This is a genomic window from Bacillus sp. AFS053548 (genome assembly GCF_002575105.1).
Taxonomy (GTDB): domain Bacteria; phylum Bacillota; class Bacilli; order Bacillales; family Bacillaceae_G; genus Gottfriedia.
This window is the reverse complement of the sequence record NZ_NUHI01000009.1, coordinates 78,641-94,582: the sequence shown is the minus strand read 5'-3', so window position 1 is coordinate 94,582 and position 15,942 is coordinate 78,641. Positions and strand designations below refer to the sequence as shown.

Sequence of the window (15,942 nt, the reverse complement as noted above, 5' to 3'; positions counted from 1 at the left end):
TTATCAACAGGGTGGCGGACGTGTAGATATTTCGAAAGCATTAGATGCTAACGTCTATAGCAGTCCTGCAGTTGTCAGTATGGGAGTGGGGTTTGCTAATACTCAGCCTATCGTAAAGACATATAAGTATGTCAACCCATCCGACAGTGCTATCACATTGAATCTCGCAATGACAGCCTTGGCAGAGGATTTAACAGCAGCTCCTTCTGGAATGTTTAAACTCAGCCAGTCAGTGGTCACTGTCCCAGCACATGGTAGCAGTGCGATGAATGTAACATTTAATCCAGCACTTGGCGTTAAAAGTGGCGATTATCAAGCAGTGGTTAAAGCTACTTCAAGTGACGGTAAAATCATTAACACGACCATTGGTGCAACAATACAAGATTTAGTTGATTTAAATATTAATGAGATCGATCGCAACGGAAAACCGGCTGGAGGCGATTTAGTGTGGTTCAACCTTGACACGATGGCTGGTAAACAGGTCACTCCTAGTATCAGCGGGATGACCAAATTATCCTTGCAGCCGGGACGTTACGCTGTAATTAGTACACTATACACAAATGACAAGGCCGGAATAGCTCAGAACTATACCCTAGCCTCAGTGCCTATGATCGAGCTAAAGAGTAAGGAGAACCAAGAGATCACGTTTGATGCTCGATTAGCCAAGGAGGTAAAAGTTACAACGCCTAAGGAGTCCGAAAAGCACGCTTGGAAATTCGGAGTCCGCGAGCGGATTGACTCAAACCACGGCGGAGTTGACTACATGAGGAATTTTAATGGCGAAACTCCCGCCTACGTGTTGCCAGTCAAGGCGCCAAATAATGTTGGTCAGTTCGAGTTCAACTTTCATTCTCGTAACTACGCCCCTGCAATCAAGGCAACCTATGATAACAATAAGAACGAGTCGATTCCGCTTGTGCCAGTGACCTTTGCGCATAAGTTGGACGGCGATAAGACACTCCAAGCGGTCAACGTCGGCGTGGCACTGCCTGCGGATCTCAGCGGCATAGACATCCATGGCAAGCTAGCGGTCGTCACCCGCGATTTGAAACAGAATCCGAGAGACCAAGTAAAAGCAGTGATGAATGCTGGCGCAGCGGGAGTGATCGTCGTCAATAACAATGGGGAGAGGTACATTCTAGGTGTATTTACAATTGACAATGTTGTCATCCCGGCCTATACTCTTGGCCAAAACGACGGAGAAGAGCTCCTCAACAGAATCGCCAATGGTCCTACCTGGATCAAGCTGCATGGAATCGCCAGCAGTCCGTACTTGTACAATTATGCGTCGATGATTAATGGCGAAATTCCGGATAACCCTGTCGACGCGGTGACAGAAGAAAACTCTACCGTAGTGAAGGCTCACTACCGCATGCCAAATGGCTGGCTGAAGACTGGCGACTGGGCCGTGGCATTACGTAAGGACGAAGGTGGCTTCGTGGCGGTCTTGGATAAATTTGAGAAACAAACACCGGACCGAGAAGATTGGTACTCCACAGGCAACAAAACCGATATGAAGATTATGAGATGGGCCCATCAGTACTATCCAGACGTTACTGATATTTCACGTAACATGAAGGACGCATATCGCATCTACTCGCCGGGCGACAAGAAAGAAGAGACTTGGATGGGCGCGGCGAACGCTCCATCTGGACCGGAGAATACCTGGGCGTATCGCGAGGGAGACATCTTAAACCTTAACATGAGTGATAACGGTGATAGTGAGCCGGGGCACTACGGCTTGTTTACAAATGGGAAAGACTTGATCACTTGGCGGATGTATCAAGACGGGAAACTCCTTTCTCAGTCATCGGCCCAAAATCATAGTATGTTTGAGGTCAGCTCAAACCCGGCAACCTATAAGATCACGGCGGACACATCGCACCCAGAATGGTTCGGGTTCTCTCTGGCTACAACGACCAGCACAGCTTGGACATTCAAGTCCCAGCGACCAACAGATGGGCAAGAAAACCTTGCGCTATTGTGGCCGAGGTATGACATTGGCCTGGATAATGAAAACAAGGCAAAAGGTGGCATTACTGATCACTTCGATCTATCATTCGTAACTCAATCAGGTGCTACCGCAGACATTAAAGGGGTCGAGGTCGCAGTATCCACTGACGACGGCAGCACTTGGAGCAACACAAAGGTAGATGACAGGAAAGATGGCCATTACAAAGTGTGGGTGAAAAACCCAGCTTCTGGCTACGTTTCGCTTCGCATCAAAGCATGGGACGCTAATGGCAGCCAGATCGAACAAACTATTATTAAGACCTACGCTGTACGCTAACAGTCGCTTTATATAAAAAGCTACTATGTAAATAACCCTTTATTCCATTTGGAATAAAGGGTTATTTTTTTAAACAAATAATATAAAATACTCCTTAAATTTTATCTAATTTACATTTATTTTTAGGGGATTGAACAAAAACTCGTTAGAATTTCTATGGAATTTCTCCCATTTGACAATAACTATAATGTTCGTTAGGTTGATGACTTTATAGATTTTGTATCACAGTACATATTGACTGGTAAAAACTATGTATCTCCTACTCTTAATCCTACACTGACTTCAACTTTGAAAAATACCCCAAAGAGAGCTACTAAATAAAAATATTGAAAAAATATTTTATACTAAATCAACAGTATTTAATAGTAATGTGCAATAATCCCCCAAATTTAGACTCCCTTCATTCATCACTTTTTGACAAAATATGTAACGTAATATTGGCGTTTAATTGAAAAGTCTACATAAAATGCATCTTAACGACAATTTTTTTTAAAAAAACTGATGAGAAAAAGCGAATTTTGAATCATGTATTTAGGATAATTTCCCCAATTTACACGACTCCAAATCTCTTTAATAATTGTAAGTACTTATGTAATTGTAATAAATCAATGAAAATAAATGAATTCTAAATAAATACTTAAAACCGATTAGAATCATTGTTTCGTAATTCATTGCACTACATTTGTAATAAAAAGACAGAGACTTGGAGGAAGAAAATGGGGAAAAAAGCAAACAACAATAGTAAGGTCGTGAAAAGCTTAGCTGTATTTGCTCTATCATCTAGTTTTATTTTAGGTTCACTTGGACATGTATCAAATGTTACCAAAGCAGTTGGAAATACGAATGTTGAAAGTTTACTTGCTAATTTAACACCAGAACAAAGAGCAGCACTCAACCAGATGACTACAAATGAATCAACAGGACTTCAAATTTCTTCAGATACAGATTTAAATTCTACGAAACAAACATCCGTCATTATTGAGTTTGTAAATAAGCCTGTCAAAGTCGCACAAATTGAAGCAAATGTAGAGGGTCAACAATTATCTGAGAAAGATGCATCGAATTTAATTGATCAAGATCATACTACATTCAATACAGATGTCAAACAATTATTAACAGACGACAATAATATAAAAGTAGACTATAAGATTAATCGATCCTATAAAAATGCCTTTAATGGTGTTTCAATGAGTCTGCCAGCTAATCAAATTAAAAACCTATTAAAATCAAAAGTAGTAAAATCAGTTTGGAGCAATACAACTTTTTCGATTGATCCGCCTGCTAGTGATAATGACCAATTAAAAAAGGATGAAGCAAATGTTGCGAATTATACACCGTATGATGGTCTAGATCGTTTACATGCAGAAGGATTTACAGGAAAAGGAATTAAAGTAGGGATAATAGATACAGGAATGGATTACCATCATCCAGACTTAAAGGATGCCTTTAAAGGTGGATATGATTTTGTAGGTAATGATAATGATCCAATGGAGACGACCTACGCTGATTGGAAAAAATCAGGTAAACCTGAAACTAGTAATGGAAGTGCATACTATACAGAACATGGTACACATGTAGCAGGAATTATCGGTGGGCGTGGGGTTGCAGATAGTGAGTTTAAAACCGTTGGAGCGGCACCTGAAGCAGATCTATACTCATATCGAGCGCTTGGACCATACGGTTCTGGATCAACGGAAAACATTATTGCTGCAATTGATCGAGCTGTGAAGGATGGCATGGATGTTATTAATATGTCTCTAGGCAATACACTTAATGATCCATTATATGCAACTTCAATTGCTGTAAACAATGCAGTATTAAGTGGAGTAACAACTGTTGTTGCAGCGGGGAATAGTGGCGATAAAAGTTATACGCTAGGTTCACCAGCTGCTGCAGCTTTAGCACTAACTGTTGGTGCATCATCAATCTCACTTGATATTTATCAATATGCAGGTGTACAAAATGGTATGAATTATTCATTAAGGCAATTGGCAAGAAACTATTCAGATGATTTAACAACATTAAAAGGGAAAACATATCAACTTGTTGATGTTGGACTAGCTAATCCAGCTGATTTCAATGGGAAAGATGTAAACGGAAAAATCGCATTCATAAAACGTGGATCCATTGGATTAATTGACAAAATCAAAAATGCAAAAGCAAAAGGTGCGATTGGAGTCATTATGTATAATGACGAGACAAACGCAGCTGAAGGAGCTATTCAGTCATTCTTAGGTGAATCAGTTGATGCAGTCCCAGCATTTTCAGTATCAAACACAGATGGAAAAGCAATCCTAACAGCTATGAAAGCTGGTCAAACAAGCTTCACGTTTGGTGATTTTACAAAGTTAAAAACAGCTGCGGACGAATTAGCTAGTTTTAGTTCAAGAGGACCTTCTCGTGTTAATTTTGATATTAAACCAGAGGTTGTCGCACCTGGAGTATCAATCCTTTCAACCGTTCCATTTTATATAAATAATAAAACGGTTGATGGATCAAAAGCGGAAGACTACAAGTATGCTTATGAACGCTTATCAGGTACATCGATGGCAACACCTTATGTGGCAGGTGTTTCAGCATTACTATTACAATCCAATAAGAGCCTCCAGCCTGAAGACATTAAATCAATTTTAATGAATACAGCTGATCCACTTTCAAAAAATTATAGTGTATTTGAAATGGGTAGTGGGCGAGTTGATGCATATGAGGCAATTCATTCGAATGTCGAATTTGAAGTAGTGGATAAAACACCTACAATTATCAATGGAAAACAAAAGTTAATCAAAGAATTAACGGGTGGAATCAGTTTTGGTTCATATGGATTTGATGACCAAGATATTTATGATTCACGTAATATTACATTGAAAAATAGAAGTGAAAAAGCAAAAACATTTAGTGTAAATGTTAAATTCCAAACAGGATTAAGAGGTTCTAAAGATGCAGCTCAAAATGGAGTGACCTTAACAGGTCCAACTTCGGTTAAATTAAACGGAATTAGTCAAAAATCAATTAAATTTGACTTGAACATTCCGAAAACAGCCGAAAAAGGAACATATGAGGGATATATCGTCTTTACAAATAATGCAGATCCAACCGAAACGTATCAAATTCCATTTGGCGGACGTGTTATTAATGAAGGGATTGATACACTTACAGTGCGATATCAAATGTATTCTGGTGATACAACGTGGCCAGAAAAAGCCTTTCCATACCAAGGTTATCAATTCTCATTAAAGTCTTTTATGAAGACTTTAGATGTAGTATTACAAGATTCAACAGGTCAAGATATTGGTTTCTTAGGGTCTTATGATCCTCGAACATTGAATGAAAACACAGTTTATGCTAATGCTGCTGGATTCACTGGGGGTTATTATCCGTTGACAGGTGATCCGAAAAATCCGATTAGCAGTGATTATGTTTATGCAAAAACAGGTAACTATAAATTAAAACTGATTGGAACAAATGATCAGGGGAAAGTATTTACAAAAGTAGCGGATTTCATCTTTGAAAAAGACAAACCAACAATGACTTCGAGTTTTGATTCGTTAGATCAAAAAGTTATTGAATATGATGATAGTCAATTCGATTCAAATGGAGAATATTTATATGATTTCAATATTAATGTAAATGACCCAGAAGTGGCTGATGCTAATCGTCTTGGATTTCCAATTGATCAATCAAGCAATGCAGTGGTTTCGTTTTACGATAGTCCACTATCAAATCCAGCTATTAACACTGATAAAAATGGAGATTATAACGATCAAATACTAGTACAAAAAAGGTCTACACCTTTAAAAGTTCAGTTTTATGCTTATGATGCTGCAAGAAACTTCACTTCAGGTTCTTCGTCAATGCTAAGGGTAGCTTTTGTTTCTAATACTTACCCTTACTATTACTTAAAAGCAAATAAACAAGTCGCTTCAACCGGAGATACTATAAATTATTCGATTCGTTCAAATAATATTAAAAACCTAAAAACATCAAAGATTACAATTCCAGTTTTAAAAGACAATGGTGACTTAGCTACAATTAATAATGTTGTTGTAAGTGATGCAGTTAAACAATATGGGGATGCACAAGTATCTGTAACATCAACATCTGATGATGTTTATACGAAATATACAATTACTTTTAATTATTTAGGAAATAAAGCATTGCCAGAAGATATACAATTAGTTAATTTCGATTTAAATACAGCTAAACATTATGCACCAAAGTCAGCTTTCCCTGTCTACTGGTATGGAATGGAAATGGCTGGAACTACAATTGATCAATCAAATGCAGTAACAAATAATGTATATACTTATATGGATAGTGTTAATATGAAAAACACATATTCAAGGATAAAGGGTAACTTGAATTTAGAAGGAACGATGGATCCTTTAACAGGCCAACAGAATTTCGCGTTTGATAATTCCAAAATTGGTGCAAAAGTATCCGTAACGTCATATGATGGTAAAACTGTTTTTGAGGCTACGCCAGAAAAAAATGGAAACTACATTGTAGATGGAATGAAAGTTGATAAAAATGCTTATACACTAAAAGTAGATGCACCAGGTCATTTTACGATGTATAAGACGTTTGTGCTATCAGATGACGCTCGTGGAGAATTAATCGGAGTGGACAGAACTTTTTCCACTCAACCTAAAGCTGGGGATGTAAATAAAGATAATGTAATTGATATAATGGATGCATTATCTCTACAAACTTATTGGGGAACTAATAAATCAGGTGCAGATTTGAACTTCGATGGAGTTGTTGATAAAAAGGATATGAATCTTCTTATTAAGAACTATGGATTACAAAATAGTACAGTTCCAAATCCACCTAAAGCGAAAACTTCATATAAAGGTGCTTCATTGGATACTGTATTAAGTGAGTTAGGATTAAAATAATCCTAATCTAGTTTCTATAATCAAATGAAGAACCATTTTATGGATTAATTCAGTAAATAAATAGTAATTAAATAGGATTTTAGTAGCCTTGGCCCTGTATTTTATTGGGTTAAGGTTTTTTTTATTACTTTTGAAATCAATCGCTCTGGGTTCAAACAGCATCAGTATAGCATCTGATCAGCGATTGATAGGTTGATGAATGACTAAATAAATGTTTCTACATTATTCTTCTTAAACCACTTTTAATAGTGATTGTCCATTTTCATAGAGAGTATATTCTGAATCGAGTGCGATTATTTGGAAAGCGTATCGTTTTTCAGGCGTACATTCGATTCAAAAACCTTCTTATTTTTAATTATATCAATTATGATATTAGTATTTATCATTAAACATAAAGATAATGGACTAATAAAAAATAAAGAAAATACAGCTCAATCATCAACTGAAAATAGAATGAGAGTAAATACATCTTCTGCGAAGATATTAGCTGGTAAAACAATTGTCATTGATGCAGGTCATGGTGGAAGAGATATAGGTGCAAGTGGACAAAACGGAACGAATGAAAATGATGTAACATTAACAATGGCCAAAAATATACAAAATGAGCTAGAGAATCGTACTGACGCTAAAGTTATTTTAACGCGTAATGATGATGTAAAAATATCACTTGAGGATCGAGTGGAAATTGCTGAAGAAAGTAATGCAGACCTATTTGTTAGTATCCATTTTGATGCCTTTTTTACGAATGAAGTCGAAGGTATTACAACTTATTATAATAAAATAGTGGACGAGCCAATAGCTAGATTAATGCATAATCATATTTTTACTAATGGTTTGGATGCACGAGATCGAGGGGGAAGTTTTGGTGATTACTATGTATTAAGAGAAAACCCGAGACCAAGCATCTTACTTGAACTTGGATATATTTCGAATTCAACCGATGAAGCACGAATGAATTCAGAAGAATTTCAAACAAAGACAACAAACTCAATCGTTGATGGGATGGTCGATTATTTAAACTAGAAAAAATCGTAATCAGGACAGAGAAAAATAAAAAGATGGAAAGAAATCAATTAGCACATACGAGGAAAATAATATATGCTATTTTGTTTTTCTAGTAAGTTATGAACGAAAAAGATTAAAATCAAAATCTATTCTAAAATAATTAATCACGATTGTAAATTGACAATATAACTTTTAACTATCTTATTTAGCGAATTCCCCCAAGTTTAAAATGGAATTTTTTTTATTTATATTCTATCCACTTCGAAATTCTACATTTTCTTTTGATTTTCTACATTTTAATACAAAATTCTCGCATGGAACTGGAGCTTTGTTGGTCTATTCTTTAAATAATTATTTCAGTAAAGAAAAATTAACCCCAATTTACAGCAAATATAAGCCTAAGTACAATAAAATCAACAAATTTAATTATTGAGAAAATTCTTAATAATTAAATTTATAACTTGGATTTAGAATGATCAAGTGAACTTCACTAATAGATTGTTCAGTCAATGGGGGAGGAAATATGAAGTATAGAAAAAGATTGTTGAAAAAAATGTCGTATATGGCTGTCTTCGGCCTTGTCATGTCAAACATGAATTTTGTATTTGCTGAGGAAAATAGTCATAAAAATCCATTCACAGCAAAAGAATCCAAACCAAAATCAGGAATATTTGTTACGAATGGTAAAGGTAGCTTAAATTCAGCTAATTTGTCTCAAAAAGATCTGGATGCTTTGAATGAGAAAGGTAAAAAGAGTATTGAGGCTGCAGTTGAAAGGGATAAGAAAAAAAAACTAGCAGATATGGCGAAATTGTCGAACCTAGAAGCGCATAAGCCAGATGAAAAGGTTTCGGTCATTGTTCAGCTTAAAGGTCAAACGGTTTCAGAGTTGACAGCAGCTGATCATGTTGGAGTCAATAAAACGTCTGTGACCAATGCTGCAATTAGTGTTCAAGAAGATATTAAAACGACCAAAAACCAAATCATGAGTGAATTATCAAATAGTAAAACGAAGAGTAGTAATAAACTAGAGTTTAAGCACGAATTTGAAAATATATTTAAAGGGTTTAGTATTGATAATATCAAATTCGAAGATATAGATTATATTAAATCATTACCAGATGTTCAAGCTGTTACATTACAACAAACATTTACACCAGCTGTTAATCAACAGCATGATTTGACAGGAATTAAAAATCTTTGGAATGGTTCTTCTTTAGGAAAACCGATTGGTTATAAAGGAGAAGGGATGGTCATTGCAGTAGTTGATACGGGCGTTGACTATACGCATGAAGCATTCCCAGATCCGAAAGATATGAGTAAAGCAAGAATTAAAAAGGGGAAATTTAAACGTCTAGATGGCACAACTTCACTAAAAGTAGTAGACGGCTACAATTGGGCTGATCAAAATGATGACATCATTCCACGAGTGGAAGATCCAAATAATGCAACAAGCTCACATGGTGTCCACGTGGCAGGAATTGCAGCTGGATCTGGCCCAGTTATACAAGGTGTTGCACCAGAAGCACAAATTATTGCTGAAAAAGTGTTCTCTGATCATCAAGCCGGTGCATTAACAGAAGATATTATTAAAGGAATCGACCATGCTTCTGCATTAGGAGCAGATGTGATTAACATGAGTTTAGGTTCATCTTCTTCTTTCGATACAAGAGACCCTAACGATCCATTAGGAATTGCGATTCGAAATGCAACAGATGAGGGACATGTTGTCGTTGTTGCAGCTGGAAATGCATCTAATGCATACTCAGACCGATCTGGTGGTCTGGGTGAAACAATAAAAATTGGACAAACTCCTGATTTAAATAAGATTGGTAATCCAGGTGTTTATTCAGATTCATTTACAGTTGCAGCTGCAAATAATATTGTATCGAAACATACGTATAAATTTCATACAGACGAAGTTGATAATGATATTTCTGGGCAAGGTCTAGATGACTGGAATTGGCCAGCAGACAAAAACAAAGAGTATACATTAGTTTCGCTAGGAAAAGACAGTAGTGGAAATGAACGTATTGGTGTACCATCAGATTACAATGGTATAGATGTGACTGGTAAAGTTGTTTTAATAAAGCGCGGAACAATAAGTTTTGCAGAAAAAGTAGCAAATGCGAAACAAAAAGGTGCTGCTGGAGTAATCGTTTATAACGGAAGTTCTTCTCAACCAGCACCAGATCCACAAGGATTCGGAACAATTCCATTTTCATTTATTAGTTATGAAGATGGAAAGGCATTAGACGATATACTTTCATGTGGTGGCGGTGATGGCCCTGTTATTGGTCCACTTAGCACATGTGGAGGTGGACCAGTTATTGGACCACTTGATGCAACAACTCAGAAGTCAATCAAGTTTAGAATTAATGATGAGAAAGTAAGCTCTGCATTCGTTGAATCGAACCCAGGACAACCAACGGATTTCACATCTTGGGGGACAACTAGTGATTTATTATTAAAACCAGAAGTAATGGCTCCTGGTCATGCGATTGTATCATCAGTTAGAACTGCTGATACGAATAAACACAATGCTTATGAGAGCGAAGATGGAACTTCTATGGCAGCTCCATACGTAGCTGGTGCAGTTGCAGATGTAATGCAAGCTTTAATTGATAAAGGATATAAACCGGGAACAAGAGCTTTTGCGGGGTTATCGAAGAATTTAATTATGAATACGTCGATTCCAGCAAAAAGAGATTATGTCAATGGTAATAATTCAATTGACCGAAGTGACTATATGACTGAATATCAGCCTAGAAGACAGGGCGCAGGGATGATTCGCCCAGACCTTGCTGTAAAAACACCTGTGGTTGTTACCGGCTCAACTGGTACTGGCAGTATTAGTTTGAAAGAAATAGGCAAAGATACAACATTTACACTAACTGCTTCAAATCTTTCAGATAAAGCTGTAACTTACAAATTAAATGGAACTGTGATGACGGATGTTTTAAAAGACGAGCTTAAGACAAATTCGGATAACATTCGTAGCCGATATTTAGATGATGCAAAATTATTATTTGATTTAAAAGAAATTACAATTCCAGCAAATTCAACTAAGCGAGTAACTGTTACTTTATCTTTAACAGATGCTACAGTAAAAAATACATTTGTTGAGGGCTATATATATTTAACTCCGACAGATTCAAATAACCCAACATTAAACGTTCCATATAATGGTTTTTTCGGGAAATGGGATGAGCCAAAAGTCATCGATACACCAGATACTACAGATGTGTGGACTCAGTCAGGATTTGGGACACAATTAGCAATTCAAACAGGTCCTTTTTATTTTGGGTACGAGGAGGTATTCGGTAAACCACATACACCGGCTCAAATCGCGTTAGGTGACAAGTTTTATGCTTTTGGTCCTGAATTCTCCCCAGTACCTGCGCTTGCTTTACTCCGAAGCGCACGTAACTTGAAAATTGATGTTGTCGATAAAGAACATAATCTTGTGACTCATTTGGCAGATGATGAATGGAATGTCAAAAATGATCCATATTCAGGTGGTTTACCTTCTCAGATTTCAGCAAACTGGGTTTGGTATGCATATAATCAAGGACTACCTGTTCCTGATGGTCAGTATTACTTTGCGGTTACGGCAACAGCGGATGCACCGAATGCTAAACCACAACCGACTGTTTATATACCGATGTATAAGGATTCAACTGCACCAACTTTAAATTTATTAAGATCAGCGGATTATGATGAAAAAACACATCCTGAAGTGACAAATACAGATAGCTATACAGTGCGATGGACGGTGGATGATGGAGATGCTGGTGAAGTTGACGGTAGTGTATATCTAGCCGTGAATGGAAGCGAGCCATTTACTAATTATAAATCTGATGTTAAACAAAATGCAGAAGGGACATATGAATTAAAAGTACCTGGATTAAATGAAGGACTAAACATCATCAATATTGCACCAATCGATAAAGTTGGCAATTTGGGTGAAACTCGTACTGTTATCGTTAATAAAACTAGTAACCATGTTTGGATTGATTTATATTCAGCTACTTTAGGCGACAACGTTCCAAGTATGTACTGGACTGCTAACGTAAAACCTGGAGACAATTTTAGTTTGAATTTTAAAGCAGTTGGACGTACAGGTGCTGTGAAAAAAATTCAAGCGGTCCTTTTAAAAGATTATTCCGATAATAATTCGATTGTAGGAGATCCTATCGATCTTGATCTAAATCAAGTGATGACGGAAAAACCAGCATATGGAGAATACAGTGAGTACTCGATTAAAGGACAATATACCGTTCCGAAAGATTTACCTGCAGGAGAGTATGTTGTGAAGTATGTATGTTTAGCTGAGGGAGAAAAATGGAATGATGCAGAAATTCCAGCAATTGGTATTGAGACATATGTAGATACTGTGGCACCAACGATTTCAGTGAATACGGATAAAATGAAAGCTTTTGTAGAAAAGAGCGGAGATCCAGTTTCTCTAATGTTAAATACGACAGTGAAAGATGAAATAGCAAATTCAAGAGGCTATAAAGTAGAAGTTGCTGTTGATGGTGGAACTAAAAAATCGATGGGAAGTATTACAACTTTTGATAGATCTGAACAAACGTTCCGATATCCAGTTGTGTTAGCAAATGGTGATCACTCAGTCGAACTGACAACTACTGATTATATGGGAAATGCAAGTACAACTACATTTAATGTAAGTGTTACAGCAGATAAAGTAATAGTTAAAAATGGTGAAACAAATACTGAACTTCCGATTGAGGTTGTTCCATATAAAGATGCAAGTAGAAATCCAGAAATAAAACTTCAATACAATAATACTTACCATGTAGAAAGTTTCGATCCATGGGTTGGAGGCTATCTTGTAACGCCTTATGGAAATAATAAAACATGGTCAGCGAATCCGGATTTAGCACCGATTTTATTAGTTGGAAATCAACAAAGAAAAGCGGCAACATCTTATTACCCTAATGCTATACCAGAGTGGGACTTGCCATTAGGAGATGTATATACCTTTAATAGTCCTGTTGGATATAATGATCCGGGCAGTATACCAGAAGGTGAAAGTACATTCCCGGTAACGATGATTGACTATTTAGGTCACGAAACAACGATTCAAGTACCTGTCATCAAAAATCCGTATATACCAAAAGTGCAATTTGATAACGCGATTATTGATTCAACAGGTACTGCAACATTCTTTACTTATGATTCAACATATGATGTAAAAGGGTCGGTAACTGCGGTTGGAATGAATTTCTACGCTGAATGGGCTGACTGGAATCGAAGATATGGGGGAGAAGATAACTTCTTTAAAAATTTATTTGATCCAACGTCAGAATGGAGAAATAGTCCGTATGACGATGGGTTAAACGAAGAAACTGGAGGAAATATCCCAGAAGGATATAACAATGAACCTGGTGTGAAATCATTCAGTATGCCAACGGGTGAGTTAAAACCTGGAGCAAACTTTTTTGAAATAGATGGTGGAAGTACAATTGGTGAGAACCCTAGTCACCCATTTGCAGGGAATCATCCATTAGTTTTCAATGTGGTAGTCTATCGATTGGGAGCAGCAGAGGGTGCAGATCAACCTTTAGCATCAAAAGTAGCGGAACAGTTGAATTGGGACAAAATAAAAGGTGGTAACACAGATCAAACGAACGTGATGACTAATTTAGTGCTACCTTTCGTTGATAAAAATAATCAAGCAGAAATTAGCTGGGAAAGCAGTGATCCGACCATCATCACAAACGATGGGAAGGTATATCGAGCAGATAAAGATACGAATATTACACTTGCAGCTACAGCTACTGTAGGCGGTGCTACTGCTGTTAAGAAGTTTAGCGTGACAGTAAAAGCTAAAAATCCAGAAGACTCATTAGCAGTTGCTGAAGATTCTTCAAGAGTTACTTGGGATGTTATACGAGAAGGAAATACTGACCAAGGTAATATATCACAATCGTTATCATTACCAACTAGAGGATCAAATGGTTCAGTAATTACATGGACTTCTGATGATCAAAAGCATATTACAAATCAAGGTCGCGTGTACCTACCGTTATTTGACGAAGATGATGCACACGTAGAGCTTGTTGCAAAAATCACACGAAACAGCAGTACAATATACAAAACGTTCCATCTAACAGTCCTAAGAGATACACAACACGCAGAACGAACAAAAGTACTACGCGTGTATCAAGGATTAACAACTGACAAATTACTTGGCGAAAACACAAGTGATTTGGACGTGACAAAGGATTTAAACTTCCCGACAACTTTTGGAAATGACGGTGTCGAAATTCGATGGGAATCGGACATGCCAGACGTTATTGCAAATGATGGAAAAGTGACAAGACCTGCTCAAAATCAGTATATTTCAGTATTCGCTTATATTAAATTAGGTGATGCTAGACTTGGAAAAACGTTCTATTTCTTTGTAAGAAGTCAAAATACGAATGATGAACCAGCAGTTTTGGCAGCAAAATCATCAGTCGTTTGGAATTTAATTAAGAACGATAATACAGATCAAAATACTGTAACATCTAACTTGTATTTACCAACAAAAGGGACGAATGACACAACAATTAGTTGGTCTTCAAGTAATCCTTCTTTTATTAAAAATGATGGAACAGTAACAAGACCTAAATTTGAACTTGGTGATCGTCCTGTTACGTTAACTGCAACTATTAAGAAAGGAAATGCGAGCACGACGAGAGAATTTTATCTGACAGTATTAAGACAAAATTATGAAGAACCTCCAGTATCAATAATCAACACAATTGATGACAATGACACAAGTATTTCAGGAACTACGCAAGCGAATGCAGATATTATTGTGAAAAATAAAGAACTTGTAGTAGGCACTGGAAAAACAAAAGCAGATGGAAAATTTTTCATAAAGATTAGCCCACAAAAAGCAGGTACAGTTTTAACCGTATATGTCCAAGGTCAACAAAGTAAATCAGTAATCGTATTAGATCGTACAGCACCTAATGCACCAAGGATTTATCCAGTTGATGACAATGATACATCAATTTCAGGTAGTACCGAAGCAAACGCATCGGTTACGATTAGCGTACAAAATAAAGTACTAGCAACAGGAAAAGCAGATTCAAAAGGGGCATATCGAATTAAAATAAGTAAACAAAAAGCTGGTACTGCATTAATCGCATATGCAAAAGATCAAGCGGGAAATAAAAGCGCAGCATCAAAAGTGACAGTATTAGACCGTACGGCACCTAATGCTCCAAGGATTAATCAGATTGATAACAACGATACATCAATATCAGGTACGAGCGAAGCAAACGCATCTATTATTGTTAAAAATCAAAACAAGATAATTGCAACTGGAAAAGCAGATGCAAAGGGAGCATACCGAATTAAGGTAAGTAAACAAAAAGCAGGCACAATTCTAACAGTCTATGCAAAAGACCTTGCAGGTAATCAGAGCGCTGCATCTAAAACAAAAGTGTTAGATCGTACAGCTCCAAATACACCGGTCATCTCAAGCTTGAGTGTAAGTTCCAAATATGGTGTGGAAATTAAAGGTAAAGCAGAAGCTTATTCAACAATTGTTGTAACAATAGGGAATAAAACTGTTGCAAAAGCAAAAGTATCAAGTAAGGGTACATTTTATGTGAAATTACCAAAACAAAGTAAAGGTACAAAAACTATTACTCTATACGCATTTGATAATGCTGGTAATAAAAGTCATTCTGTAAAACGAACTATAAAAGTTAAGTAAAGGTAGTTCAA

At 36.8% G+C, this 15,942-nt stretch carries 4 protein-coding genes; all 4 read left to right on the top strand.

Features of this window, described 5'->3' with window-relative positions; translation table 11 throughout:
* Positions 1-2,290, top strand: a 2,290-nt coding sequence (locus CN946_RS06125) for a PA domain-containing protein (protein ID WP_141546865.1), incomplete at its 5' end; no start/stop codon positions are given.
* A 716-nt stretch (positions 2,291-3,006) separates the two neighbouring features.
* Positions 3,007-7,185 carry a S8 family serine peptidase gene (locus CN946_RS06120; protein WP_098860330.1) on the top strand — a complete coding sequence of 1,393 codons (4,179 nt, stop codon included), beginning with the start codon at positions 3,007-3,009 and terminating at the stop codon, positions 7,183-7,185.
* A gap of 297 nt (positions 7,186-7,482) precedes the next feature.
* On the top strand, positions 7,483-8,208 hold the full coding sequence (locus CN946_RS06115; protein WP_286133834.1) for an N-acetylmuramoyl-L-alanine amidase family protein: 726 nt from the start codon (positions 7,483-7,485) through the stop codon (positions 8,206-8,208).
* A 505-nt stretch (positions 8,209-8,713) separates the two neighbouring features.
* On the top strand, positions 8,714-15,931 hold the full coding sequence (locus CN946_RS06110) for an immunoglobulin-like domain-containing protein (RefSeq protein ID WP_098860329.1): 7,218 nt from the start codon (positions 8,714-8,716) through the stop codon (positions 15,929-15,931).
* The last annotated feature ends 11 nt before the right edge of the window (positions 15,932-15,942 follow it).

Excerpts from the sequence above, each read along its gene's own strand:
- CN946_RS06110 (WP_098860329.1), top strand. The coding sequence starts at position 8,714 with ATGAAGTATAGAAAAAGATTGTTGAAAAAAATGTCGTATATGGCTGTC.
- CN946_RS06120 (WP_098860330.1), top strand. The coding sequence starts at position 3,007 with ATGGGGAAAAAAGCAAACAACAATAGTAAGGTCGTGAAAAGCTTAGCT.